Genomic DNA, 26,060 nt, shown 5'->3' with positions numbered 1-26,060 from the left:
TGTTGGGCTGCACGTGGTGCGCATGGGCACCATGATGGCGATCAGTGCGGCATGCGAGGTGGTCTACGCCTGCCCCTTCCCCTCACTGCGCCTGATTCGGCAGAGGCGGATAGCCCAGGGCCCGGGCACGCGCCCTGGCGCGGGCAGCTCCGGGAAGGTCCCCTCGCTCCGTGAGGAAGACGGCGTAGTTGGCCTCCAGTTGGGCGTCCCATGGGGCCAGGCCTCTGGCGGCCGCGAAGTGCGCCTCAGCCGGCCCGGCATCGCCGAGCCGGGCGTAGAGACCGGCGAGGTTGCCATGGGTACCGGCGTCGCACGGGTCGTAGCGCAGTGCCTCCGCGAAGGCCTGCAGCGCCCGGGTGCTGTCCCCTCGCTCGAGCCAGTACCAGCCGAGAGAGTTGGCGGCCAGCACGTATGGCTTGCGGGAGGCTTCGTCTCGAGCGAGTTGTCCGCGCGCGGCCTCCTCAAGCCGTCGCCAGAGCCGCCAGTGGGCGCGCAGGTCGCCCGTGGTCGGCGTCGCTCCCGGGGCCAGGCGCACCAGGTGGCCAAAGGGCACGGCGTCGCGCGCCAACCACTCCAGCCCCGGCGCGAACTCCGCAAGCAAAGGCCGGCGAGCGTTGTTGACCAGCAGGAGACGCACGAAGTCCGCCTGGTCCTCCACGAGGTACGCGCGGGGGTCGCGGCGCGGCCACTGCGGGAAGGCGTAGCCGTCCGGCGGCAGGACCAGTCGGGGGAAGTTGCGGCTGAGGGTCTGGCCTGAGTCTACCGAGACCAGATCGCCGGTACTGATGATGTCCACGTCGGGCCGCACGCCTCGGACCAGTCGCGCCTGCAATGTCAGGTTGCTCAGGGAGTCGCTATAGGTGATGAGCACACTGTCGGCGGGCAGGGCCTGGAGCAACGCGTCCGCATACCGGGTGGGGGCGTCATTGCCGCGCTGGTTGCACGCGGGCCAGTTGTGGACGGCCAGGCAGAGCCCGTAGAGCACAGTCAGGACGATGCAGGCGGCCCCGACCCAGCGACCCGCGCGCGGCTGCGCCAGCATCCGACCGATCCCGGCGGCGCCGAGATACCCTAGCAGCGCCCATACCGCCAGGAAGTACGGCGGATTGAGCGCCGCGGCCGTGGCCGAGGCCAACAGCAGCCCCAGCACCAGCGTGGCCGCCATGGTCCACGCCAGCGCGCGCCTCTGCCGCCACAGGAACCACAGCTCGACCGGCGCCAGCAGCAGCAGCGGGAGGGGCAGCTCCTGCGGGAGTTGCTGTAGGGCCCGCCCCAGCACCGCCAGCACGAACAGCGGGGGCCGAACGGCCGTGAGGTGCGCGTACTGGCGGGCCGTAACGTGGTACAGCAGGTTGGGCCAGGTCTGCGGGTTGCCCCAGTCAAACGGCGGCTGTTGCGAGGAGGCCAGCTGGAGGCAGGCGTAGAGCGCCAGCGGCGCGAGCATCGCCAGCAACTGGATGCAGTGGCGCCTCGCCCCGCGCCCGAGCGCCGGTAGCACCAGCGGGGCGAAGGCGATGATCAGCGGATGGTGGGCCAGGCCGAGGCCGAACACTGCCGGGGCCGCGGCGCCGCAAGGGTCTGGCGAGGGCCTGACGGCCAGGAAGACCAGGGCCGAGGCGAGCAGCAGATGCAGCCCATAGACCTCGGCTACAGTGGAGTTCTGCCACCAGGTCCCGCCGCAGCCGACGGTCAGGATGGCGAGGCCGAGGGCGACGGCTGCCGCCCAGCGTTGGCCGCGGGTCGCCGCCGACGCCAGCAAGCCCAGGGCCGCTGCCGACGCCAGACCCGAGCACCAGTTGAGCACCCAGACGCTGCCGCAGGCCCGCCACAGCGCAGTGAGGGCCAGGGAGTAGAGGGGGTAGCCGGGGGGGTGGGCGACTCCGGCGGTCTGGGCCACCGCGGTGAACTCAGCCGAATCAGCCCAGTAGAGGCCGGGGGCAGCCGTGGCCCCGTACATTGCCGCCAGCAGGACGGCAACGCCGAAGCCGACAGCGACGTGCGGGGACAGGGTCCTGCTCATAGGGGATTGCCGGCAGCCTGAGGACAGGCTGCCGGCATGGTGACTCCTTACTCCGCGTCAGCTACACTCGTCACGGATAGGTGAACTGGAAGTGCCAGGCGGCGTCGGCCTTGGTCGCCGCCGAACTCGGGAAGCCCTTGTGCCACTTGGCGTGCCCGTCCACGTAGGCGTTGTTGAAGCCGTCGTTGTGTCGGGCACTCGGGGGCATGCCGGCCTTGGTCAAGGTCGGGTCGTTGTAGAGACGGCAGTAGTTGTTGTTCCCCTCGGTGACGACTACGCAACTGGCCGGCATGTCTATCGAGCCGAGCGCGGCGCCGCCGCTAGTGCCGATGAACTCGCTGTACGTGTAGTCGCACTTGTAGGCCTGGACCGTCCCGCCACCGGTAGCGCTGTCATGGTCGGTGTCGCTGGGGCACCAGAAGATCTGGGAGTTCTTGGCGTAGGGCATCAGCCGGTCGTACCAGTACGTACCGGCCAAGCCATCCCAGTTGTCCGAACTCCAGTACCCCTGGAACTTGGTGAAGCGCTCGTCATAGTCCTGGGCGTAGGCGAGCAGGGCGGTGCCGATCTGCCTGGTGTTGTTGAGACAGCTGGTCTGCCGCGCCTTCTCGCGTGCCTTCGCGAAGACAGGGAACAGAATGGCTGCGAGGATGGCGATGATGGCAATCACGACCAGTAGCTCGATAAGCGTGAACCCGCGCTTCATGGTGGTATGCCTCCCTCAGGGAGAATAGCAGCACCTACATCATCAGGAGTTCGCGGTCGGGGGTTACGTCTCCTGCCGTCCTATTACATTTTTGTCTGGCGATTTCCCTCTGGGCCGGGAGAGCGAGGCGCTGGCGGCGGGGAGGTAGTCGCACTCGCGGCGGTCGCCCTGGCCCGGCAAGGCCGGGCTGTCAGGGGCGTGGATGCGCCTTATCTCGTCCTGAGCGTCGAAAGGGGCACACTTTGACCGTTCTCGTACAGGAAGGTGAAATCCCCTTCCTGCGCTTCCTCTACCTCGACCAACTTGTCGAAGATCTCAGGATGCACATTGAGAAGTGCCTCGAAATCACAGCGAGACTTGTAGGCGCCACACCAGCACTCACCAGACGTGCCCAGATCCTCGGTTGGGTTGCGCGGCAGACCGGCCGAAGCGACGTAGTCAAGGGTGTCCTGATGGGACCACCGGAGTATTGGGCTGATTGATATACAGCGGAACGATGGGTGGAACCAGACAGGAACGTACTTCGCTCGCAGGTTGGACTCGGCGGCGCGGATGCCATCGTAGACAACACAATGCCCCTTCTGTTGTGCGAGGAACCTGCGTATAGGCGCGATCTTCAAGGTTTCACAGCACCACCGTGACCGGAAACCTGGAATGCCCCACCTCTTCGCTGTCTCGAAATAGTCCCGTTGAGGGCGGACCGTCACGAGACTGACGTCAAGTACCGTACACACCTCTCGAACATAGTCCTCGACCTCAGGAAACCCCGCGGTAGTGTCGGCGTGCAAGGCCGTCAACTTGACGTGGTGCTTTTCCGCGAGTCGTTGCAGGTACAACAACGTGGCCACGCTATCCTTGCCGCCGCTGAAGAGCACGTAGGGCTTGCCCAGGGCGAACGTCCTGATGACGTCACCTGGAGTGAGGTGGGCCTTATGTCTAGCAGATTCGGCTTCCTGCTTGTCCAACTTACAGGGCTTGAAATGGCCGTTGCCGTTCGTGTGCACAATGAAGAGCGGTTTGACGGGCGTCTTGGCTTGCCACTTCGATACCAGCGCTCCGGTCCGATGGCACGAGGGGCAGCGGACCCTAAGCCCCGCGAGGTCCGCATGTCCAATGCGCTTGGCTGCCTCTGCCCAGAGGGCATCGTAGCCGCAGCCATCCGAGGTAGCGCCGGCATTGGCACTTGAGGATGCGCCCATCAGCTTCCCTCCGCATCCGGAGAGTCGCTGGGTTGGTGGTTGCCAGCGTCTCCTACCGTGGCGATTTGCAGCATCCGGTCGAAGAACCCGCGCCACTGCGGCTGAGCAAGGATCACGTCAGGCGTGTCGGGGTCTCCCGCGTACAGCCACCAGCAGTCCGTGAAGCCGAGCGCCGTTGCGCCTGTACGCAGTTTCTCGCCGGAGTCCGCGGACGGGCATGCCTCAGCCAACAGGAACACCTGTTTGACGAGGGGGAATACTGAAGCGGCGAACGCTTCTTCCTCTGCCGGAGGAGCAGTCAGGTTCTGTGCCTTGCAGCTGACCACTGCGACTACGCTGCTCTGCGGCACGAACCAGAAGTCAAACACTCCTGTGTCGCCGTCCCATTGCACCCCTCCTTCGTGATGCACGATGACGTCGCATTCCCTAGAGCAGAGGCAGTTCCCGTCTAGCAGAATCTGCCCCCAGTTCACCTGCAGGCCTATCCCTTGCTGGGCGAACAGCCTCCGCAGGAGATACACGACCTTCGCGGAGAAGTACAGCCCCCTAACGAAGGGGTGTATTTGCCCCGGACCACTCCTGGGGGGCAGGTCTTCTTCAGTGCGGTATCGCCATAGTTCCCGAACGGCACCCTCAAGTTTGGCAGCGAGGTCGCCCCACAGCATTCCCGTCAGGCAATAGTCGTTGTTGCTCACGTCACGCCCCCTTGTGGGTCAACTCGTGAATGAGCGCCCGTTTTGTCATGCGGCGCCGCTTCGCTTCCATCTGTAGTCTGCGCCGTCCCGCCGCGCTCAAGCCGATGAGAGCGACCCGCCCCTCTACTGTTGCCGTGCGCACGTTCTCCTCCCCGACGATGTCTGCAAACCGCTCCCGCAGGGATTCGGGTCCGACGGTCGCCGGAGGTACAACAACCTCGGCCACGTATTCGACGATGTTCCGCGATTGGTCGATCATGTCAAGTATGGTGCCCATGTCTGTTTCTGGCATGGCCTTCATGAACGCGATCGCGGCCCTGGCGTCGTCAGTTGTGAAACGACCAGATATTACTGCTTCGGCGAGCATCTCCTGATCCTGCGGGCGCAGCTGTGAGAGGCTCCTCACTGCGTCGACGCTGTCAATCTGTCGACTCCGGACAAGTTCTCTGGCGCGGGGAACGAGCTTCTTTACCAGCAGGAACTCACGCAGCATTTCCTCCGACAGACTTACCGTCTCGGCGAGTGGTACGAGGCCCCCCAGCAACGCGGAAGCTTCCTCGATGACTTCGGCGAGTTCAGTCAGATTGAGCTTGCGTCGGCGGCGCCTGGTATTGGCTATGATCTTCGCGATCAGTTCCAGCCATTTCTCACTTACAGCAGGCGTTGGCCCGGTGTGGTCGACAGTCAATTACAGGCGCTCCTCTGCCTTGAGCCAGTCCTCAATGACCTGCACGGCAAGGTCCTCGTCTGACATGCCGAAATCAAACGCAGCTTGCGCGAGCGCTCCGCGCGCGTCGTCGCCGAGGGAAACCATCAGCACCTTCTGGTAGGTCGGCACTTGCGCCTGTGACACTAGTTGGTCAACCTTGTCAGGATTGAGCTCGTCCAGATCCAGGGCGAGAGCCACTAGTCTCGACTGTTGCGTGGGGTTGAGCCCTTCGTGCTTCACCTTTTCCAGGAGGTTGACGGCGATGTCCATATCGTACTTGGCCGCTTTCAAGGCCCGGCTGACGTCGTCCAGGGTGACGCCCTGAGCGCGGTCGTGCAGCATGTGGGACAGCCGCTCGGACCCATCGACGTACTTCCGAACATTGAGGCATTTCCTGACGGTGGTGATGTGCAGGCCCGTCCGCTCGGCTACTTTGCGGTCGCTCTTGAACTGGTCGTAGAGCTTCCCGACCGCATCCATGATCTGGCCCCGTGTGAGGTCGGTTCGCACGAGATTCTCGGTGAGGGACCGAATGAGCGCTTCGGTATCGTCCATTTCGCCTGCGAAGATAGCCTCAATGGTCTTCTTTGTTGGGAGAAAGCGGTGAGCCATCCACCGCCGCTGACCAACCAACAGCTCATAGGTCTGCGCGTTGGGGTCGTACTCGCCGCGCAAGACAATCGGCTCCAGCAGGCCCCACTTGTCAATGCTGGCGGCGAGTTCTTGCAGGTCGGGGTCGTCTTCGGCGACGTGCGGCCGGACGTTCTGAGGGCTGACTCGGACCTTGTCGACGGGGATGTCGTGAATGGTCCTATCGTCGCTGGGCATGGGTAGAACCCCCTCCGGATTGCGTGGCGAAGGCGCGAGTCTAGCTCTGGTCAATGCAGATTAGCAGTTCGGCCCTGCCTTGGCAATGACCTTTCCTGCATCCTTCCCTCCATGCCCTCCATACGCAACGCTGGCTGCTCGTCAACGGCACAGGGAGGCGTGTTGGGGGGAGTGGCGAGTAGTTGCCTCCAACAGGCCCCGTGCGGACACCGCTCATGGGTGGGAGCAAGTGCCGGGGTCAATGTCCAGTTGGGGGCCACGAAAAGGCCGGAAACGGGGCATTTGCTGGCGTACAGTTCGGCCTATGGACCCACTCTCCAAACTCCAGTCTGGCTCGGAGCGGGCCCCGCTGCAGGCTGTGGGGCCCCGCCGCACACGTGAGACCGCAAGCGGTCTCGGCGGCGCCCATGGGCGGCGCGGGGGCATGTGATCGGGCGCCGATCAGTTGCTGCGGGGCAGTTGGCCGCCGCGCTGGCCCTTGACCCGCAGCGGCGGCATGGGCAGACGGTAGCGCACCACATCCGAGAGGCGCAGGTCGTCCAGCCTCATGCCGGCATCGCCCAGGTGCAACTCGGGGCCCAGCATGTCCGGGGTGCGCGGCTCGTAGGCACAGGCGATCAGCTTGCCATCGGCAAAGACCTGCATGAGGTCTTGGTCCCAGCAGGCGGCGAGGTGTCGCCAGACGCCCGGACGCCAGGTGTAGGTGTAGCCATCGGCCCAGGCCCGGCACAGGGGCGCCCAGTTGGCGTGGAAGTCGAACGAGAGGTGGCTGTACTGGTCCTTGCACAGGCCCAGGCCGTCCCAGCCGGTCACACCCACCAGGTTCAGGCCGACCCCGTCGCAGCCCGGTGACAGCAGATTGACCCACAACTCAATGGTGCCGGCGGCGGTCGCCACGTGGCCCGCGGTGGGGCAGGCCAGGTATGCCCCCGGACCCAGCTCCAGGCAGTTGCCAAAGCGTCCTCCCGCCGCCACGCGCACCTCGCCCTTGATGAAGAAGCGGCTCGGGTCGGGCAGCTCCTCACAGGGCATGTGCAGGAGGGTGTGCGTGCCGGCGGTCAGAGCCTGCGGCGGCGGGAGGGCTACGGCGGGGAGGCCGGGCCCCGAGACGGACATATCATCCAGCCACACCTGCGCCTGGCCCCGCGTGCTGACTTGCAGCAGCCACCAGCCGCACGTCGCGTCCGGCTCGACCCGCGCCTGCAGGCACTGCCAGTCCGGCGAGACCGCCAGCGCGCTCTCCTGCCCCAGCGGCTCCCACTTGTCGGGATATGTGCGGTGGCCGCCCACGACGATCTGCCCCTCCCCTCTCGCCCACAGCTGCACCGTCCACGGCCCCGGCGCGGGGACCGGCAGCGGGCCATAGCGCAGGCCGGCGGCGCCGCGCCCGGCCACGAGCAGCACGCTGCGGCGGCCGCTGTGGGCCTGCTGCGGGTCATCCGGGCACCGCCAGCGGGCGTCGCCGTCTCCCCAAAGCTGGAAGGTGCGCGGCAGCCATTCGTCCGCGGGGTCAGGGAGGCCGCGCACGAGGCGGTCGCGCTGGGGCGGCGGCGGCTCCACCATCTCGAACGAGGGGTTCGGGAGCAGGTTGGCGAGCGGCTGCGCCATGGCGAGGGCCGCCAGGAGCTGCACAGCGATGATCGAGACGGTCCGCTGCATCGGTCACTCGCTTTCCGGACGTCCGCGCCCACGCGCGTGGCGTGGGCTACTTCCCCTCGGCCCACATCCCGGCCTTACGCTGCTGGGCGATGAAGGCGAGGTTCTCGAGGTAGGTGCGATGGCGGTCGTTGCCCGAGAAGGCGCCGATGGGGCTGAGGCCATCGCCGATGATCCTGGCGTTGGCGAGACCAGCAATGCGCGACATGTCGGGGTCGAGGTACACCCAGGCGATGCTGCGCCCCTCGGCATCTTCGCGCACTACGTCCCACTGGAGGTAGACCTTCTGGCCGACCACCAGGGCGCGATGGGCGGCGAGGGCCTGCTGGTAGACCCGGTGGTCGGGCCGCAGGCCGGCTACGCCCAGGTAGTACACGTCCTGAAGCTGCGTACCCAGGCGCACCTTGATCCCGGCTGTCCCGATGATGTCCTCCACCACGCCGGCAGCGGGGCGGGCCACCGCGCCGGTGAGGGCGACCAGGACGGGGACGGGGACGTAGCCACTTTCCGGGACGGTGCAGAAGTCCAGGTCGCGGATCACCTTGTCCGGGTGGGGGTTGCGCCACTCCCAGCCGGGGAGGGTCACGCCCCTGTGCATCGGGTTGTCCCCGCGCCAGGCGACGAACATGCCGTGGCGCGCCATCGCCTCCACCTCGCCGGTGGGGTCAGTCCACCAGTCCATGACCTGCTGGCCGCGGACGATGGGGATCTCCAGCACCGTGCCGTCCTCATAGTTGACCCGGTACTTGAAGGGGTTGAGGGCATCCCAGGCGATGGTGTGCAGGAAGAAGAGCGTGTCGGCGCGGCGCCCGATCCTGATGCCCTTCACTTCCCGGGGCAGGCCCGCGTTCTCGGCCGACTGCGAGTACAGTACGACGGCCGATCTGGGCGTGGAGATGAGGAAGGGGATGTCGGCGAAGCGCTGCTGTCCGGTGGGCAGGGCGCGCATGTCGTTCTCGCCCTGGTTCGTCCAGCCCACGAGGCCGGCGGCCCTGTCATCACGCAGGCCACGGTTGGCATACGGCGAGAGGTCCACGCTGAAGAAGTCGTAGTCGCGCAGGCGGCGCTGGCGGGCCAGGAGGGAGCCGCCCTCGGGGCGCAGGGCACAGCCCAGGTTCGTCAGCAGGAGTGACCGCAGCCGCGTGACGGTGACGGCGCAGTCGGGGTGAGGCTCGTCGAGCCGCAACTGGTTGAGCAGCAGGTAGCCCTTGCCCACCGGTATCTGGAGCAGGCCGCCGGGGCGGGTGAGGCGCTCGGCGCGGTCGGCCAGGTCGTCACCCGGGGAGACGAAGTAGTCCGCGATCCACTCCTGGGGCGGGCAATCGTAGCCGGACCACCAGCCGCCGTTGTGCCGCAGGTCGGCGAAGAGGCGGTTGGTAACCCAGAAGAACTCGTGGTTCGAGAGGCCGGCCATCAGTCCGGCGTTGCCGCGACGGAAGACGTGGTAGCAGATGTCGTTGGGCTGCTTGTCCAGGGGCAGGAAGCGCAGCCGGACGCCGCCCATCTGCTGCAGGAGCTGCTGCTGGGCGGGGCCGGCGCGATGGATCATCACATGCCCTCCCGCCGCGGCGAAGGCGCCCAGGGCCTGCGCGGTGGCGGCGTCCAGGACGGAGGCGTCAGCGAGGCACGTCACGAAGCGCTCGGCGGTGACCTGATCGGCCTTGCCGGTCATGTCCTCGTAGACCAGGCGGCTGTCGTCGAGGGCGGCGCGCAGCTTGCCACCGGCCGGGGCGAGCAGGGCCGTCGCGCCGGCGGTCCGGTAGCAGCCGGGGCGCGCCAGGTACTGCAGCAGGTTCTGCAGCAGGCGCGCGGCCGGCGGTGCGGCGGCGGCGTGGTCAGTCAGGGCCATCTGGCAGAGCAGGTAGCTGCCCTGGCCCTCGTACTGCTCCATCAGCGCGGTGTCCACGAGTCCGTCCACCGAGCCGACGTCCACCAGCGGGAGCCAGTTGCCGCGCAGGGGCTTGCGGATGTTGCCGCTGCTGACGAGGTGGTCCGGCGCCCACCAGCGCAGGTCGTCCGCGGCGAGGCCGCTGAGCGCCGGGTGGTCGGTGGCTCGCACGTGGGCGATGGTGCTGTTGCGGCCGGCGATCTGCGACACGGGCACAGGGAGGAAGTCCGGGGCACCGTCTTGCTCGAGGATCAGCACCTTGCCACCCTGCCGCACGAAGCCGCTGAGCATCTCGCGCCACGGGCCTTCGGGGGGCTGCTTGAGGGCGTTGCGCCCGATGATCAACCCGGAGCCGGTGACCTCGCCGAGGGCGGGCAGGGGCCTCAGGGCGAAGCCCAGCCGGCGGAAGGTGGCGGTGGTGTCGCCGACCGGGTCGTACAGCGCCAGGGCCGAGGTGTCACCTGCCTGCACCTTGACGGGCGGGTGCAGTGTCCAGTCCTGCGTCTGGGTGTTGACGACCTGGCCGCTCTCGAGCAACTCCACCGTCAGCCGGGCCGGGGTGGGCGCCGCTACCGCGGGGGTGGGGATCACCAGCGTGAGGCGCTGCAACTCCGCCGGGGCCATGTGCAGCGCCTTCTCCCCGCCTGACAGTCGCTTCTGTGCGGTGAGGCTCCAGCGCAGCAGCAGGTCCGCCGGGCGCATCACGTCGTTGTGCACATTGGCATGGCGCTGGACGGGCTGCCCGCCGACGACGCTACGGGTCTCCTCCTTGAGCACCACGGCCTGCGGCGGCAGCATCGCCAGATCAATGTAGGGGTCAATGAGGGCGAACTCGACATCCCGGAAGCCATTGATCGTGTAGCGACTCAGCTCGTGCCAGCCCTCCCACCAGTAGTTCCCACCGAGGTAGGCCTCATCGCCAAGCAAGATCGTCTGCCCGTAGGGGTGGGCGAAGGAATCCGGGATGCAGGACTCGCCGACAGTCAGGGGCTTGGCGCCCAGGGTGACCGGGCCCATCGAGTAGGGCACCACCGTCTTGCCGTCGAGGGGGCCCCACCAGGCGCCGTTGGGCACGTCGGGCGCGGCGTTGATCTCGCGCGGGTAGTGCAGCGCGTAGTACTCCCACCCGCCCATGAGGTCGCCGTCCGCTTCCCATTCGACCGGCCGGTGCTGCAGGTCGTGCTCGTGCATCGCCCGGGCGATCTCGATCTGGTGGCGGTTGCCGGCGGTCTTCACCGACTCGCCCAAGTAGAGCCAGCCCCACATGTTCTCATTGCCCGCGCTCCAGATCACGACGCTGGGGTGGTTTTTGTAGGTGTCCACGACGCGGCGATGGTGCGCGAGGGCGTTTTGCCAGTAGGCGGGGTCGAAGGTGAACTTCTGCTGGGCGAAGTCGGCCTCCTCGATCTTGATCATCAGGCCGGACTCGTCGGCGATGTCGCAGACTTCGGGGACGCTGTCCATGTTGTGGCAGCGGGATAGCTGGCTGCTCTCGATCTCGCGGGTGTACCAGTGGGCCTCCCACAGCCGCTCCAGGCGGCGCTCGGGCTGCCACTGCTCCAGCGCCCACCCGTAGCCGGAGCCGATCCCCGCCCACTTGCTCCGGAGCTTGACCCGCATCCCGTTGAGCCAGAAGGCAGTGCCCTCATGGCGGAACTCGCGGAAGCCGAAGCGCTCGAGGTGGCGGTCACGCGCCCCGGTCGTCGGCTCGAGGTCGGTCTGCAGGACATAGAGCTGCGGAGCGTCAGGCCACCACAGCTTCGCCTCGGGCCAGGACTGCTCGACCGTGACGGTGGCGGCGCCGCCGGCTGGGACCGTAGCCTGCGCGCGTGGCAGCGTCCTGACCGGCTTCCCGCCGTCGAGCAGGACCGGCCTCACGCCGACCACCTGCGCCCGGGCGGTGGCATTGCGCAGCGTGTAGTGCAGTGACAGAGTCTTGCCGCGGACGGCGGGCACGATGGACACGTCCTGCACCGACACGGCAGGCCGCCCCTCGAGCCAGACGTTGCCGCCGAGGCCCAGGCCCATGGCGCACGGATAGCCCGCGACCGCCACCATGCCGTCCTTGAAGACCGCGGCTTCCCCCCGGCGCACTCGCTCCTGGTTCACCGGCGAGTACGCAATCCAGTCGCGCACGCCCACCAGCAGCTCGTTGGTCTCTCCCGGCTTGAAGGCGGCAGTCACATCCACCTCAAAGGGCTGCGAGCCCTGGTACTCGTAGCCGACGGGCTTGCCGTTGAGGAGGAACCGCGCCTCGCTCAGCACCTGGTTGCACTTGAGAATGAGGCGCTCGCCGCGCGCGTGGGGCGGGGCGGAGAAGACCTTGCGGTACCAGGCACAGTGGGTCTTTTCGGGGCTCTGGAGGCTGGGGACCTTGATCTGCTCCCACCTGGCGTTGGCCGGCGGCGCCGGTCCGGGCTCCGCGCCGGGGACCTGGCACCATTCCCAGTCACCGTTGAGGCAGGCGGTGGGGCGCGGGCCCTCGGTGAGATCATTGACGAAGAACCTGGCCAGGTGCACGGGCGGACCGGCGTCGGGGGTGGTGGCAGTCAGCAGGAGGCGCGACCAACGCGTCGGCGGGAGGGAGAGGTCGAAGGCCAGCGAGCGCTTCTCGCCCGGCTGGAGAGTCAGCGTCTCGGTCCTGGAGAGCAGGTCCTGCATGAGGAAGTCGCGGGCCTGGACCTGCAGCTGGAAGGTGCGGGGCAGGGAGCCGGGGTTGTACAGCAGGCAGGGCTGGTGCACCTGACTGCCTGCGCGGCTGGTCTCCTCCCACTTCGCCAGCAACCAGAGGTCGCGGGGCTTGGCCCAGCCGGGGTTCCAGAAGTGGGTTACGGCATCGCCCGGCGCGGTGCGATACAGGCGGATGGGCCCGACGACCAGGTCATGCCAGTTGAGGGTGTAGACGGCCCGGACGACATCGCCGGGCTCTAGGCGGACCGGCGTATCCACCCGCAGCTCGGCCTGGTACCGCGTCTTCTCCGCCGCGTTCTCGGGCAGCATCGGCTCGGTCATGCTGGTCCACGGGTAGTGCCGATCGTTGACGACGAGCTGGACCCGCTTGGCCAGGTGCTCGGGGATGGCCACATAGCCGAAGCCGGACATGGGCATGCCGAGGACGTAGCTGCCGGCGGGCAGGGCGGGGACGGTGTAGATGAGCTGCGTGTGGTAAAAGGGGGTGCCCCACAGGCCGTGCCCGGTGACACCGGGGCCGAAGTAGTCGGGCGCGGGGCGGAGCGGGGCCTGCTCGCCATTGAGGAGGAGCCTGGCGTCCGCGATCTTGAGCTCGTAGTCGGCGGCGGTAGCCGGGAGCGCCGCCACAAGCGCCAGCAGCGTTACCATGGCCAGGGAGATGCATGTGCCGCGAAGCCACGCGATCATGTCAACCCGCCTCCCACGCAACTGGACTGGAAGCAACGGTTGTGAAGTAACGCGGTGGGACCCTTCGCCGCGAAGGCCCCAGGAGCCTGCGGGCAAGGAGAACGCCGTCAGTGCGCCTCAGGGCTTCTCGCCGGAGGTGAGGGCCAGAAGCATGTAGGTCGCGTCGCCGCCGGCGCTCTCGACGGCCACGGTGGCGATGGGGGCGGTGGGGCGCGGGTTGCGCCAGGTGGTGGCGTACACGCCGACGATCCGGCCGTTGGCGGACGGGCCGCGCCAGGCGACGCGGGCCTGGGGCAGGTCCGCGGGGGTCCACCAGTCAGCGATGTTCACCCCTGTGACGAGGGGCACCACGGCCTCCTTGCCATCCTGATAGACGACCCGTAGCCGCGCCACGCTCGTGCCCTCGGGGCCGGCCCAAGCGGCGGCGTGCAGCAGGTGCAGGGCGACACACGGTCCACCCACCGGGATGTCCCTCACCCTGTCCGGCTGGAAGCGCAGGTGCGCCGCCGAGCGCAGGGCTATGCAGCCCGGGCGCACGTCGAAGGTCATGCCAGCCGCCCGGAGCGCGCCGGCAGGTAGGGCCCGGAGGTCCTGAGCGCCCTGATCGGTCCAGCCGCCCTGGCCGTCGTCGGCGGTCTCGTCGCGCAAGGTCGCGGTGAAGCAGCGCTGCAGGTCCAGGGGGCGCTGCTTGAGGCCGGTGAGGTCGTCCTGCCGGCGGCCCAGCGGGACGCCGAGGTTGGTGAGCAGAGTCGAGCCCAGGCGGCGGGCCTTCGCGGCCACGACGGGCTGCGCCTCATCGAGGCGAAGCGTGGTCAGTACCACGCGCCCTTTGCCCACCGGGACTTCGGCCACGCAGGCGGGCTCGGCGTAGACGCGGGCCGTGGCGTCCAGTTGCAGTTGCGTGGTGCAGGGCTCGTCGGCCAGGCCGGTGCCGCGCCCCTCCCAGTCCTCGTACCAGCAGTCCTCGCGGTACCAGAAGAGATCGGCGTTGGAGATGCCGGCCATCAGGCCGTCGTGCGCGAGCTTGACGGCGCGCCCGTGCGCGTTGACGGCGGCAGACCCCTGGCACCCGGGGACGAGGGCCTGTAGCAGCCCCGGGGCGGCCCCCCCGGCGGCGTAGAGCCAGACGGTCTTGCCGGCCTCGGCGCACTGGCGGAGGGCCGCGGCGGTCTGCGGGGTGAGCGCAGCGCCCTCGGCGATGATGAGGTCGTAGCCGTCAGGCGACTGCCCGCCCAGTTCGTCGGCGGCGAGGCCCAGCCCGGCGAGGTATTGCAGCAGTGTCGGTGAGCCGAGGACCGCCACGCGGCGCTGCAGCGGGGCGGCGGGCTGCGCCGCGTAGGTGAGGGCGTTTTGCAGCAGGGCGCGGGCCGCGGGCTCGCCCGGCAGCTTGCTGTCCACCAGGTACTGGCACAGAAGCCACCAGCCCTGGCCGGCGTCGAGTTCGAGCAGCGGCGTCCACTGCAGTCCGCCCTTGCCCCCGGCTTCGGCGAGGATGCGGAAGTTGCCTGCCTGCGGCTTGCGCAGCAGGTCGTGGGCGACGAAGTGGTCGCCGCGCCACCAGCACAGGTCGCGTCCCGCGCTGTCCAGCCCCGCCAGCAGCGGATGGCCGGGCCAGCGCTCGTAGGTCATGGTGGCGCCGCGGGTCCTGTCGAGCACCACGCCGGACGGCAGCCAGCCGGGCAGCGTCGTCTGCGGCAGGACGAGCACCTTGCCGCCCGCGGAGACAAACTGGGGCAGGCAGTCCCGCCCCGCGTCGGGCGCCGAGGTCCAGGCGTCGGCGCCGAGGATGAGCAGGTCCACGGCGCGCAGGGGGGCGTCATCCAGGGCCGCGAGGGGCGACGACTGGAGGCCGGCCGCTGCCAGGGCCGGTCCGCTGCGGCCCGCCGGGTCAAACAGGGCGACGCGCAGGCCCGCCGGGGCCGCCAGCGGTGCGCGCGCGGCCACCACCAGCGGGCGCTCCTCGCTGTAGAGCTGCCGTCCATCCTGCAGGACGCGGGCGACGAGGCGATAGCGGCCGGGGCGGTCGGGCACCTTCACGGGCACCGTCGCCTCCCAGCGCGCGCCGGGCTCGAGGGTGCGTGAGGCGGTCCAGGAGAAGGCGCCGGGGGGAGCGTCCAGGATCGCCACGCGCAGCTCGAGGCGGCGCGTAGCGAGGGTGTCATTGAGGGTGAGGAGCGTGCGGGGGACCGTCTCGCCGGCCCAGAACTGGTGATCCCACTCACGGAGGATGACCGTGACCGGGGCGAGGCAGCGTTCGCCGTAGACGGGGTCGCCGACCCAGGGGTTGAGGCCGGCGACGCCGGCCCAGCGCGCGCCCTCACAGACAAAGCGCACGCCCATCACGTGCGCGGCCCGCTCGGTGTCCTTGGAGCGGTAGGCGTCATCGCCCACGAAGATGGAGACGCCGCCGGGCGGGCGGCTGTAGGGGTAGTGGCAGAACTCGCCCATGACGAGGGGCTTGTCGTGCTTCCAGACCAGGTCCCGGGGCCAGCGGTCATTGCCCTCCTGCCCCAGCCACCACGAGTCGTTGGGCCACAGGTTGTGGTCGTGGCAGCCGAACTCGCGGGGGTAGTGGATGTTGGCAGTGGCGGCACGGCCCACGACATCGCCGTCGCCCTCGAACTCCACGGGGCGGGTGGGGTCGAGCCGGGAGATGAGTTGCCCCAGTTCGAAGATGCGGGCATCGGCCCCGGGGGTGTTGCTGCCGCCGCAGTGCAGGATCTCGTTTTCGGTGCTCCAGAGGCACAGCGAGGGGTGGTTCCAGGAGCGGCGGACCATGCCCTCGACATGGCGCCCCATGTTCGCCCAGAAGGCGTCGTCGGTGAGGGCATAGCTGCTCGCGGCGCAGTAGAAGGCGCTCTCGTCCTTCAGGCACATGCCCAGCTCATCGGCGAGGTCGTAGAAGTAGCGGGGCCGGGGGAACATATGATGGCGCACCAGCGTGAAGTTGGTGCGCTCCATGCCGGTCAGGAAGTACCGCCGGAGAGCCTCGGGGGACTCGGGGCGCGGGGCGCAGACCAGGCCGCGCAGCCGGAAGATGCGCCCGTTGAGCCGGTAGTCCGGGCCGTCAGTCCAGAACTCGCGGAAGCCGAAGCGAGTGTGGTGCAGGTCGGTGAGGGCGCCGTCCTGCTTCACCTCGGTGCGCAGGTCGTACAGGTGCGGGTCGAAGGGCCACCAGAGGCGGGGCCTGGCCCAGGGGCGCTGCCACTGCAGCGTGACAGTGCCCGCGGGCGGGACGGTGACCTGGCGCGGCGGCAGGGAGAAGACCGGCTGGCCTGCGTCGCAGACCTGTGGGGCGACGCTGACCGTGCGGGGCCGGGCCTCGTCGTTGCGCAGTGTGAGCGCGACGCCGAGGGTCCCCGCGCGGACGGAGGTGGTGATCTTCGTGGCCTCGACGGCAACCGGGGCGCGGGCCTCGAGCGTGACGTCCTGCCAGAGGCCGCGGATACTGGCGGCCCGGGTGCCGAAGGGGATCATCATGCAGCCGGCCGGCAGCTTCTCGGGATCGGGCGGCACCGGCACCCCCGGCTTCAGGCCCGCCGTCCAGTCGGTCACCCCGACACATAGCTCGTTCTCACCGGGTCGCACGACGGAGGTCAGGTCGAAGCTGAACGGCTCGAACCCGCCCAGATGCGAGCCGACGCGCGTGCCGTTGACGAGCACCTCGCACCCGTGGGCGACGGCGGCGAACTGCAACACCAGCCGCTGCGGGCCGAGGTCGGCCGGCACGTCGAACTTGCGGCGGTACCACGCGCTGTGCTCCGGGCCGCGCCAGCCGCCCCAGGCGGCGTTCGGGACAATGGTGGTCTGCCATACGCCCGACGGCGGGGTCGGGGCAAGCTGCTCCACCGGCAGGAAGTCCCAGGTGCCGCTGAGCAGCCAGACCCGCCGCGGGCCGCGCAGGGCATCGGCCTGCAGGTAGCGGAAGCCCTCCCACCGGTCAGCCCCCTGCGTCAGGGCCAGCGAGAGGCGATAATCGAGGCATTCGCCGCCGGCGAAGGGGAAGGTCGCGGTGACGGCGCCGCCGGGGGGCACGGACAGCTCGCGATCGGCGGCGGCCAGTTCGCGCCGGACATAGTCGGTGAGCCGCACGTGCAGTTGCACCTGCGGGGGGGTGGCGCTGCGGCTGGTGAGGCCCACTTCCAGGGACATGCGCGGGTGGGTGGGCGTGGGCTGGGAGAGGCGGACGGAGGTGACCTCGACACGGTCGGCCAGCGACTCCTGACGGATAGTCAGGGGGCCCACGGCCAGCCCTCCGCCCATGCTGCCGTCGTAGATGCGCACGGCGATCAGGTTCTCGCCCTCGTGGAGGAGGCCGGCGGGAACGCGGTAGAGCCGGCGCTTGTAGCAGCCCTTGCCCTCACCCACCAGCTTGCCGTTCAGGTATACCCAGTCGTCGTCATCCACGCCGCCGATCTCGACCAGCACGGGGTGGGCGGCGATGCCGGCCGGGGCCGCGAAGGTGCGGCGATACCAGCCGTAGCCGTCGTAGTTGGCGTAGCCGCCGCTGTCCCAGAGCGCGGGGGCATGGAGGCGGTCCCACTTGCTGTCGTCACACCCGGGCAGCGCCCACGCCGGATTGTCGCCGGTGTGGAAGCGCCACTCCCCGGCCAGGTCCACCTGCCAGGGGGTGGTCTGCGCCAAGGCGCAGACGGAGCACTGCAGGAGCAAACCCAACATCGCGCACGTCAGCACCTGGCGTCGCATCTCGGGCACCCTCCTGAGGACTGCGGCATGGTCGCGGTCGGTGACCGCTCCCACAGACCGCGGGTGGTGATCGCTCCTACGGCTTCGCGGTCGGTGACCGCTCCCACAGACCGCGGGTGGTGACCGCTCCTACGGCTTCGCGGTCGGTGACCGCTCCCACAGACCGCGGGTGGTGATCGCTCCTACGGCTTCGCGGTCGGTGACCGCTCCCACGGCATCGCGGTCGGTGACCGCTCCTACGGCTTCGCGGTCGGTGACCGCTCCCACAGACCGCAGGTGGTGATCGTTCCCACGGTATCGCGGTCGGTGACCGCTCCCACAGCATCGCGGTCGGTGACCGCTCCCACAGGCCGCGGGTGGTGACCGCTCCCACAGACGGTCAGTGTGTGACGGCGAAGTTGTCCACCGTCACCTGATCGCCCACGCCGTAGTCGTAGATGACGTAGCGAACCAGGCCGTCGCCGTCCCGGTCCGTGAACTGAGTCTGGAGCGTCGCCGCCGGGACCTTGCCGTGCTGGGCCTCGTCAATGACCGCGTTGGCGCCGCGCACGACGTCCTTAAGGCGGTAGGTCATGCTGTTGTCTTCGTTGGCCAGGGTCTTGCCGGCGTAGTAGGGGTAGCAGGCCTTGATGAGGCTGATCGTGCTGACGACAGTGCCATCGGCGCAGGACTTCACGAAGCCCTCCCCCAGGCGGGGGTCGAGGGCGAAGGCCAGGCGGCAGCCGCCGGGGAGGGCCGTGGCGGACTGGACCCGGTATGAGGCGGCACTGCCCGCCGGGTTGCTCAGCAGCACGTGCCGGCCCACGAGCGACTGGAGGTCGGTCGGGGCGGCCGCGGGGTCCCAGCGGCAGTCAATGGTGGACTTGGCCCAGTCGCAGGCCGTGATCGTGCCACGGAAGTCGGCGCAGGGGAGCGCGACCTGAGCGGCGGCGGCCTGGAGTTTCGTGCCGCGGATGAGTGTCTGCAGGGCAGCGGCGCCCCGGCGTTCCCGGCGGAAGCCCAGGAGGCCGTCGCAGGTGAGGCCGCCGGCCTGAACGGTCGGGCCGGGCTGGGCCTGGATGATGAGGGTGTCGGTGAAGTCTGGGCCGGTGACGCGCAGGGCCAGCGGCTCAAAGGACGGTGGCTGCGGCCCCGGCGTGACGACCGTGACAGGCAGGGGCTCGATCTGCTGGATGACGCGCGTCCCCTGGTAGGGCTCCAGGAGGCTGAGGTACTGGCGCGCCAGGGGGGCGTCGCCCTTCTGGTGCTGGAGGGCGAAGGTGAGGTCGTAGGAGGACCGGCCGCCCGGCGCCTGGCCGTTGGCGAGGGTGACCTCGGAGGCCAGGGGCGAGAGGCTGGTCATGCGCAGATGCACGTCCTGCTGGTTGCGGAGCGCGACATCCAGGCTCCAGGGGCCCTCCGTGACCGCGGACCGCGGCCGGGCCATGAGCGCGAGGCAGGAGAGTTCCTTGTCAGCCAGGCCCGTGAAGTCGTTGTACCTGTGGCCCGGCCCGGCCGCCGTGCCCTCGTAGGGCTGGAGGCTCAGGCCCTCGGTGGCGGGCTCTCCGTCGGGGCCGTGGAAGACGGCGAAGTGCTCCGTGCCGCCGCGCACCCGCTCGAGAGACAGGGCATAGCAGTTCTTGTCGTCCACGTCCACGAGGGCGATGAGACGGGAGCGCATGGTCTGGGGGGCGCCGGGGAGGGTGCTGACGGCCTCGGCGACCTGGACCGGGGCGGCGTTCACGAAAGTGGTGAGGCGGCCGCGGTTGAACGCCCACGCGCTGGTGCCGACGATCTTCGCCCCGTAGTGAGTCCCCCAGTTGGTCTCCCAGTGGCCGGCGTAGTTCCACCCGACCGGGTAGCCGAGTTCAGGCAGAAGCTTGCGCTGCATCGCCTCGAAGCCGTAGGTGAGCATGTCGGGGTGGCGGTGCTGGATGTACTGCTCGTACAGGAGCCACAGGGCGCGCTGGTTGTCACCGGCCCCGGACCGCAGGATGGCGAAGCCGTAGCCGTCGAGGAAGTTGCTCGTGGTCTGAACCTGCCAGCCCAGCTCCTGGCCGGCCTTCTCGGCCTCGGCCCGGACGGCCGGATCGGCGATCTTGGCCAGCAGGCTGCCGGCGGAGCCATAGAGCGCCTGCAGGAACCGTCGGTCCCGGGTGACCTTGTAGGCCTGCAGCCAGTCCGCCGCGTTGCAGGGGATGCCCTGGACGGGGGGCAGCGGGGTGGTCGGGGCGCAACTGCCGGTGTCGCCGCAGTTGGGGCTGGTGCGGCCGATGAGGCTGGACTCGAGGGGGAAGTCGAACATGCGCCGGTAGCGCGGGTCGGTCAGGAGCGAGACGAAGCGCGGCGCCTGGAACCGGTCGGGGTGCAGCTTGCGGAGGCCCTCGAGGGTCTCGAAGAGGCGGGACATGTCCCGGATGGCGATGTGGTTGTAGCCCTCGGATTCGTAGGCGCTGCCGTCCTGGTAGAAGCTGTTGGTGAGCGCGAAGCGGATGCCCTTGTCATTGAGCAGCCAGTCCACGACGTCCATGGTCTTGTCGGTGCCCAGGGCCAGGGCGAGGGTGGCGAGGGTCGTCTCCTCCATCGGGAAGTTGCGGGCGACGGCGTTGTCCAGACACGCCTGCATCGGGACGCGCAGCACGCCGGCGTCCACGAAACGGCGGAAGTCGGCGATCGAGGTGATCTCCGGGTGGTGGTGGGACTGGCAGAAGGCCAGGAGGTCCTGGTCGCCCTCGAGCTGGTCGAAGATGAGGTCCCAGGCGCGGGCCGCATCTTCCATGCGCGGAGTGTCCCAGTTGGGCTGGATGTACATGAAGCTGCCGGCGAGGCGGGGGGGTGTGGGGGCGCCGACCGGGCCGCGCAGTATGGCGTCGCGGACCGCCATCTTCCGGTGGTTGAGGTTGACCGACATGTCCAACATGCTCTCGGCGAAACGAAACAGGGCGACGGCCGACTTGTGGGCATAGGTCTTGTCGCCGGTGGCGGCGTAGGCGTTGGCGCACTCGAGGTAGCCGGGGGTGAACTCCCGCATGTAGGGCTGCCACTCGTGGTAGTAGGCGATGAAGGGGAAGCGCCAGGGCTTGCCGTTGTTATCGAGCACGGGCTTGCTCGGCTCACAGCCGAAGCCGTCATCGGGGAAGTCGCCGGAGTGCATGTCGCCATGGGCGAAGTCGTTGGAGGGGAACCAGTTCTTGCAGTTGGGGCAGCCGACCTTCCAGGGGTGCGCGGCGGGGTCCAGAAGCCAGGGGTAGAAGCCGCTGCGGCCCTTGTAGACCTCCATGCCGCAGACGGGGCAGCCCTTGCCGAGGCCCTCAAAGCTCAGGCTCATCAGGCATGTGCGCGGGACCGACGGGCCCGGGATCATGTTGAAGATCTGGTCGTCCGTCAGGTCGTGCCACCTGAGGGCGAGGGCCGAGGGCTTCTGGCCGCGCCGGGACTTCAGGTTGTCCTCGTCGTAGAGGGTATGCCGGGTCTTGAGGTCGCCGTACGCGGGCTGGTCCAGCGGCCAGAGGCGCGGCAGGCTGATCTCCTTGTAGCGACGGCCCTGGAAGACGGCGGACCAGGGGAGCACCTCCAGCTTCATCTCCATTTGGCCGGCCGCGCCGGAGAACTTGAGGGTGGCGTCGCCGGGGGTGAGGGAGCGGAAGTAGAAGCGCTGGATGCTGTCCTGATCCCACTGGTCGAGCAGCTTCATGGTGGCCGGAGCAGTGACGGTGAGGGGGCCGGAGCCGGCGGGCTGCTGCAGACAGACGCGGACGATCTGGTCCGGGAAGATCCACAGGGGCGCATCCAGGACGGTCAGGTCTGCGTGGGCCATGGCGAGGGCTCCGAGAAGGGAAGTGCACAGGAGACACCGGCGCATGTGTGAGGACCTCGTGGGCAGGCTGAGAGGCACCAGTCATTTCGCCGGGAAGGGGGCGAGAGCCTGCCTGGCGGGGGGCACGGAGGTCGCGGTCGGTGACCGCTCCCACATGGGGCGGCGGGCGGGAGGAGGGCGGCGGCGGATAGGGAAGTGAAGAGGTGTGTCTGGGGCACCGGCATCTGCGCGCGCACGAGCGAGACGCCGGCGCCGCCCCGACATGCGAACACCTGGTGGAGACCCAACCCACACCCGCCACGGGTGACCCCTCGGAGGTCTGCCATGCGCCTGCCTCTGCTCCCTCTGCTGGTCGTCATGCTCCCCGCAGCCTTCGGACACGCGCAGGTCGCGACCATGGATCGCAACGGTCGGGTCACGGCGCTGACGGTGGCCGGGGAGGAACTCCCGGTGGTGCTCAACTTCCGTCTGCCGCTGCGCGGCTGGGGCAGGCAACCCAGCCTCACGGACGCGCGGGATGTCCAGACCAGCACCGTCGAGGGGAAGCGGGTCTGCTCGGGGCGTATCGAGGTCGAGTCGGGGAAGTTCTACCGTTACGAGGAGACGGTGTCGGAACAGGGGGGCCAGGTGGTCGTCGAGATGCGGGTGACCGCCGAAGCGGCGGTGGACCTAGATGGTGTGTACCTGTGGCTGGACCTGCCGCAGGACCGCTTCCGCGGCGGGGAGGCGGCGCTGACCGCCGGGGGAACCGCAGTGGCCGCGGCCACGATGCCCGTGGACCCGCCGGCGGCCCGGCACTTCCTGCGCGGGCAGGCCGACGCGTTGACCTGCGGCATGCCGGTCGGTGACGGGAGTCTGGCCGTGGCGCTGGACCGAGTGCTGCCGGTCACGGTGCAGGACAACCGGGAGTGGAAGACTGAGACCTACAGCGCGTTCTGCCAGTTGGCCGCCGGCCTGAAGCCGGGCGAGAGCACCGCCGTACGAGTGGCGCTGACGTCGACGCTGAAGCCGGACACGACGCCCGCGAAGCTGAGCGTTGATCCGGGCCATCCCCGCTACCGTCTCGATGGCTTTGGCGGCAACTACTGCTTCGCCATCGAGTCGCCCGTGACGCAGTATACACTCAGCCACCTGAAGCAGGCGTGGGCGCGGACGGAGCTGACGGCGACCGAGTGGGAGCCGCAGAACGACAACGAGGATCCCGGCGCTCCCGACTGGGCGGCGTTCGAGAGCCGCGACAAGGCCGGCAGCAATCTCCGCCGGGAGTTCGAGCTGGCCAAGCAGATCCAGGGCCTGGGGAGACCCTACGTCATCAGCATCTGGGACCTGCCCGGCTGGCTGTACGAGGATGGGGGGGCCGCGCCACGCGACAGCCGCCACCGCATCCACCCGGACAAGTGGCCCGAACTGCTGGAGCTGCTGGGGACGTACCTGCAGTACGCCAGGCGGCAGTACGGGGTGGAGCCGGACCTGTTTTGCTTCAACGAGGCCAACATCGGCGTGCGGGTGTTCTTCTCGCCGGAGGAGCACCGGGACGCGATCAAGCGTATCGGTGCGTACTTCAAGGCCCAGGGCCTCAAGACCCGGATGCTGCTGGCGGACGCCACGGGGCCGCGGGGCACCCACACGTACGCGCTGCCGGCGGCCGCGGACCCGGAGGCCATGCAGTACGTGGGGGCGGTGGCCTTCCACTCGTGGGGCGGGGGCAGCGCCGCCGACTATGCGGCCTGGGGCGACCTGGCGGAGCGCCTCAAGCTGCCGTTGCTGGTGACTGAGCTGGGGGTGGATGCGGGCGCCTGGCGCACACGGGCGTACGACAACACCTCCTATGCGCTCCGTGAGGTGCGCATGTACCAGGAGCTGCTGCTGCATGCCCGGCCACAGGGGACGATGCAGTGGGAGTTCACCGCCGACTACAGCATCGTCAAGCTGAGCAAGGAGGAGCAGGGACAGGAGCGCATCACGCCGACGGTGCGGTTCTTCTTTGTGAAGCACTTCTGCAATCTGACGCCGTACCACTCCCAGGCGCTGACGACGGTCTCGGACCACCCCAAGGTGCTGGTGACCGCCTTCAGCGCGGGCGCTGCCCTGACGGTGCACATCGCGAACCTGGGCGCGGCACGATCGGCCCGCCTCAGCGGGCTGCCCGCCGACCTGACGCGCCTGCAGGCCGTGCGGACCTCGGCGGAGGACAGCTTCCGCCAGTTGGAGCCCGTCCCTGTCGTTCAGGGCGCGGTGGCGGTCGAGTTGCCCGCCCAGAGCCTGCTGACGCTGACGACGCTGACGCCAGAGTAGACGTTCGTCGCAGGAAGGGGAAGGACGGAGCAGGACATCGGCGTGCCCGTGGCGAAGACATACCTCGATTGGCGGGAGTGTCCGACCTGACGGGACGCGTGGCAATGAGGCGTGACTGCTACCCCCTGACGTTTGTGGCTGCCGTCGTGGCCCTCGTCGTGCTGACGAGCCCGGCGGTGGTGGCGCGCGCGCCGGCCGTCCAGGCTGCCGGGGGGCTGGTGCTTGACCAGTTGGCGCCAGGCCCCGACACGTTCCTTCGCAGCCTGCGCGGCCATGACGCTTCCGAGCGGTGCCGCCTCGTCCAGGAGAGCGGCCGCCTGTGGCGGCAGCGGGTCCATCCGGTTCGGTTCCGCCTGACGCCGCCCACACCCCAGCGTCCCGGCCCCAGCCTCGCAGCGAGTCCGGCAGTCGTACTGCCAATCATGCCGTCCCGGCTGGTGCTGGCGCGGCGCTGTGCCTGTCCCCGTGGCCCCTAGCCTCCCTGCTGCCTGAGAGAGAACCGCATGCGCAGACGTGCTGGCGTCATGCCCCCCGAGCATGGCGCGGTGGTTGTGTTTGCGCAGTCATTCGGTGCTACATTCGCCACTCAGGAGGAAAGGGAAACTCAACATGAGAAAGCATGGCTTCACACTGATAGAACTGCTGGTGGTGATCGCCATCATTGCCATTCTGGCGGCGATCCTGTTCCCGGTGTTTGCGAAGGCCCGCGAGAAGGCGCGGCAGTCCAGTTGTCTGAGCAACCTCAAGCAGCTGGCCCTCGCCAGCTTGATGTACGTGCAGGACTACGACGAGATGTCCCAGCGGTGGCATGGGTACTGGGGGGCTCCGGCGGTCCCGACTGTCAGCGATCCGTACTGGTACCAGTACATCGTCCCCTACACCAAGAACCAGCAGATCTTCCTGTGCCCCAGCGCAGGGGACAAGGCCCTCGACCCGGCCGACGCGCCGGCCAACACGTACCTATGCACGTATGCCGTGAGCAACGGCTGGCCTCAGCAGGCGCTGTCCGCCTTTGTGTCACCGGCCGAGACGGTCATGCTGTGCGAGACGCAGAGCTCGAACTACTACCGGTACCGGCTGGTGCCCAACTCCGATGCGGCGATGGACACGACCGCGCGGAACATGCACAACGGCGGCAGTAACTTCGCGCTGGTGGACGGGCACGCGAAATGGTATCCGGCCAGCAAGTTCTCCTCGGGAGAACCGACGTCGGACCTGCACTGGTATCCTGCCTGGCCGTACTGAGGTAGCGTGAGGACCGCCCGGGGAGCGCAGCGCCTCCCCTGCGCCCCCCGGGCGAGATGTCGAGAGACGCACGAGGGAGCCGCCACGACCGTCGGAGCATGGCTCCGGGGGCCGACGGCAATCTACTGAAGGGTGTGAGGACCCATGACGCGCCGTGGTTTCACGCTGATCGAGTTGCTGGTCGTGATCGCCATCATCGCCATTCTCGCGGCGATCCTCTTCCCCGTGTTCGCCAAGGCACGGGAGAAGGCGCGCCAGACCTCGTGTCTGAGCAATCTGAAGCAACTGGGCATCGCGACGATGGCGTACTGCCAGGACTACGACGAGCGGGCGCCCAACTACCGCTATCCCGATCCGTACTTCTGGCCCAACTTCATCATGCCGTACGTCAAGAACACTCAACTCTTCTCGTGTCCGAGCCGGCCGCCCGCAGTCCCCGGCAACCTCTACGCGTGCTACGGGTTCAACTACCATCACGGCAATAGCTGGCCTCTGGCCCAGTTCCAATCGCCGGCCGAGCACTTCATGATCGTGGAGAACTACAACCAGTTGGCGTCGTGCTCGGCGGCCCACGGCTATGGCGCGACGTACACGCCCGGGATGACCCCGCTGCCGCACAATGAGGGAGTGAACGTCAACTTCTTCGACGGGCACGCCAAGTGGATGAAGCCGGATGGCGTCTATGACTCGGCCACGAAGCTGCATGGGTTCGCGCCGTGGCACTACTGGCCCAACGGGGACTCGAACCACGTGAAGCCGTAGCGGCGGCGGAACGGTGAGGGCGGGGACGAGCCTGGCCGTGCCTCATTGTATGGTAGCGCGAGTGACCTCTCCTGTGCGCCCGCGCGGGTGAGGCCGTCTGCCCTACTGGACAGCCTCTAGTGCTGACTTGCCTAGGTTCGCGTGCTAACGGAGACAGGTCGTGGGTGTCGCGGGGG

14 protein-coding genes are annotated in these 26,060 nt (G+C 68.6%); 4 read left to right on the top strand and 10 right to left on the bottom strand.

Annotated elements, in window-relative coordinates; all coding sequences use genetic code 11:
• Positions 1-82 precede the first annotated feature (82 nt).
• The 10 genes from LLH23_03135 to LLH23_03090 form a co-directional block, all read right to left on the bottom strand.
• A complete protein-coding gene (locus LLH23_03135) occupies positions 83-2,020 on the bottom strand; it encodes a DUF2723 domain-containing protein (protein MCE5237467.1) in 1,938 nt (645 codons plus the stop codon).
• A gap of 70 nt (positions 2,021-2,090) precedes the next feature.
• Entirely contained in the window at positions 2,091-2,726 is a 636-nt protein-coding gene (locus LLH23_03130; protein ID MCE5237466.1) for a DUF1559 domain-containing protein, read from the bottom strand.
• 209 nt (positions 2,727-2,935) lie between these two features.
• Complete coding sequence (locus LLH23_03125; GenBank protein ID MCE5237465.1) at positions 2,936-3,925, bottom strand: phosphoadenosine phosphosulfate reductase family protein; 990 nt, start codon at positions 3,923-3,925, stop codon at positions 2,936-2,938.
• A complete protein-coding gene (locus tag LLH23_03120) occupies positions 3,925-4,620 on the bottom strand; it encodes a hypothetical protein (GenBank protein ID MCE5237464.1) in 696 nt (231 codons plus the stop codon). The genes LLH23_03125 and LLH23_03120 overlap by 1 nt, the downstream gene beginning before the upstream one ends.
• Position 4,621: 1 nt before the next feature.
• On the bottom strand, positions 4,622-5,308 hold the full coding sequence (locus LLH23_03115; protein ID MCE5237463.1) for a hypothetical protein: 687 nt from the start codon (positions 5,306-5,308) through the stop codon (positions 4,622-4,624).
• Entirely contained in the window at positions 5,309-6,157 is an 849-nt protein-coding gene (locus LLH23_03110; protein ID MCE5237462.1) for a ParB/RepB/Spo0J family partition protein, read from the bottom strand.
• A 441-nt stretch (positions 6,158-6,598) separates the two neighbouring features.
• On the bottom strand, positions 6,599-7,816 hold the full coding sequence (locus LLH23_03105; GenBank protein MCE5237461.1) for a LamG domain-containing protein: 1,218 nt from the start codon (positions 7,814-7,816) through the stop codon (positions 6,599-6,601).
• A gap of 46 nt (positions 7,817-7,862) precedes the next feature.
• A complete protein-coding gene (locus LLH23_03100) occupies positions 7,863-13,079 on the bottom strand; it encodes a hypothetical protein (protein MCE5237460.1) in 5,217 nt (1,738 codons plus the stop codon).
• A gap of 117 nt (positions 13,080-13,196) precedes the next feature.
• A complete protein-coding gene (locus tag LLH23_03095; protein ID MCE5237459.1) occupies positions 13,197-17,786 on the bottom strand; it encodes a hypothetical protein in 4,590 nt (1,529 codons plus the stop codon).
• A gap of 379 nt (positions 17,787-18,165) precedes the next feature.
• Positions 18,166-21,582, bottom strand: a complete 3,417-nt coding sequence (locus LLH23_03090; GenBank protein ID MCE5237458.1) for a hypothetical protein — start codon at positions 21,580-21,582, stop codon at positions 18,166-18,168.
• 324 nt (positions 21,583-21,906) lie between these two features.
• Between LLH23_03090 and LLH23_03085 the strand changes: the two genes are divergently transcribed.
• The 4 genes from LLH23_03085 to LLH23_03070 all read left to right on the top strand — a co-directional run bounded on the left by LLH23_03085 (position 21,907) and on the right by LLH23_03070 (position 25,884).
• Positions 21,907-23,877 (top strand): hypothetical protein, encoded by a 1,971-nt coding sequence (locus tag LLH23_03085; protein MCE5237457.1) that lies wholly within the window; start codon positions 21,907-21,909, stop codon positions 23,875-23,877.
• 104 nt (positions 23,878-23,981) lie between these two features.
• A complete protein-coding gene (locus LLH23_03080; protein ID MCE5237456.1) occupies positions 23,982-24,353 on the top strand; it encodes a hypothetical protein in 372 nt (123 codons plus the stop codon).
• Between the two features lie 133 nt (positions 24,354-24,486).
• The gene (locus LLH23_03075) at positions 24,487-25,122 is read left to right on the top strand and encodes a DUF1559 domain-containing protein (GenBank protein ID MCE5237455.1); all 636 of its coding nucleotides are present in this window, start codon (positions 24,487-24,489) and stop codon (positions 25,120-25,122) included.
• 144 nt (positions 25,123-25,266) lie between these two features.
• Complete coding sequence (locus tag LLH23_03070; GenBank protein MCE5237454.1) at positions 25,267-25,884, top strand: DUF1559 domain-containing protein; 618 nt, start codon at positions 25,267-25,269, stop codon at positions 25,882-25,884.
• The last annotated feature ends 176 nt before the right edge of the window (positions 25,885-26,060 follow it).

The sequence above is a fragment of the bacterium genome, from assembly GCA_021372615.1.
Lineage (GTDB): Bacteria > Armatimonadota > Zipacnadia > Zipacnadales > UBA11051 > JAJFUB01.
This window is presented reverse-complemented; position numbering and strand designations above follow the sequence as displayed.

Excerpts from the sequence above, each read along its gene's own strand:
- LLH23_03085 (MCE5237457.1), top strand. The coding sequence starts at position 21,907 with ATGCGCCTGCCTCTGCTCCCTCTGCTGGTCGTCATGCTCCCCGCAGCC.
- LLH23_03075 (MCE5237455.1), top strand. The coding sequence starts at position 24,487 with ATGAGAAAGCATGGCTTCACACTGATAGAACTGCTGGTGGTGATCGCC.
- LLH23_03090 (MCE5237458.1), bottom strand. The coding sequence starts at position 21,582 with ATGGCCCACGCAGACCTGACCGTCCTGGATGCGCCCCTGTGGATCTTC.
- LLH23_03130 (MCE5237466.1), bottom strand. The coding sequence starts at position 2,726 with ATGAAGCGCGGGTTCACGCTTATCGAGCTACTGGTCGTGATTGCCATC.
- LLH23_03110 (MCE5237462.1), bottom strand. The coding sequence starts at position 6,157 with ATGCCCAGCGACGATAGGACCATTCACGACATCCCCGTCGACAAGGTC.
- LLH23_03080 (MCE5237456.1), top strand. The coding sequence starts at position 23,982 with ATGAGGCGTGACTGCTACCCCCTGACGTTTGTGGCTGCCGTCGTGGCC.
- LLH23_03070 (MCE5237454.1), top strand. The coding sequence starts at position 25,267 with ATGACGCGCCGTGGTTTCACGCTGATCGAGTTGCTGGTCGTGATCGCC.
- LLH23_03100 (MCE5237460.1), bottom strand. The coding sequence starts at position 13,079 with ATGATCGCGTGGCTTCGCGGCACATGCATCTCCCTGGCCATGGTAACG.
- LLH23_03105 (MCE5237461.1), bottom strand. The coding sequence starts at position 7,816 with ATGCAGCGGACCGTCTCGATCATCGCTGTGCAGCTCCTGGCGGCCCTC.
- LLH23_03125 (MCE5237465.1), bottom strand. The coding sequence starts at position 3,925 with ATGGGCGCATCCTCAAGTGCCAATGCCGGCGCTACCTCGGATGGCTGC.
- LLH23_03135 (MCE5237467.1), bottom strand. The coding sequence starts at position 2,020 with ATGAGCAGGACCCTGTCCCCGCACGTCGCTGTCGGCTTCGGCGTTGCC.
- LLH23_03095 (MCE5237459.1), bottom strand. The coding sequence starts at position 17,786 with ATGCGACGCCAGGTGCTGACGTGCGCGATGTTGGGTTTGCTCCTGCAG.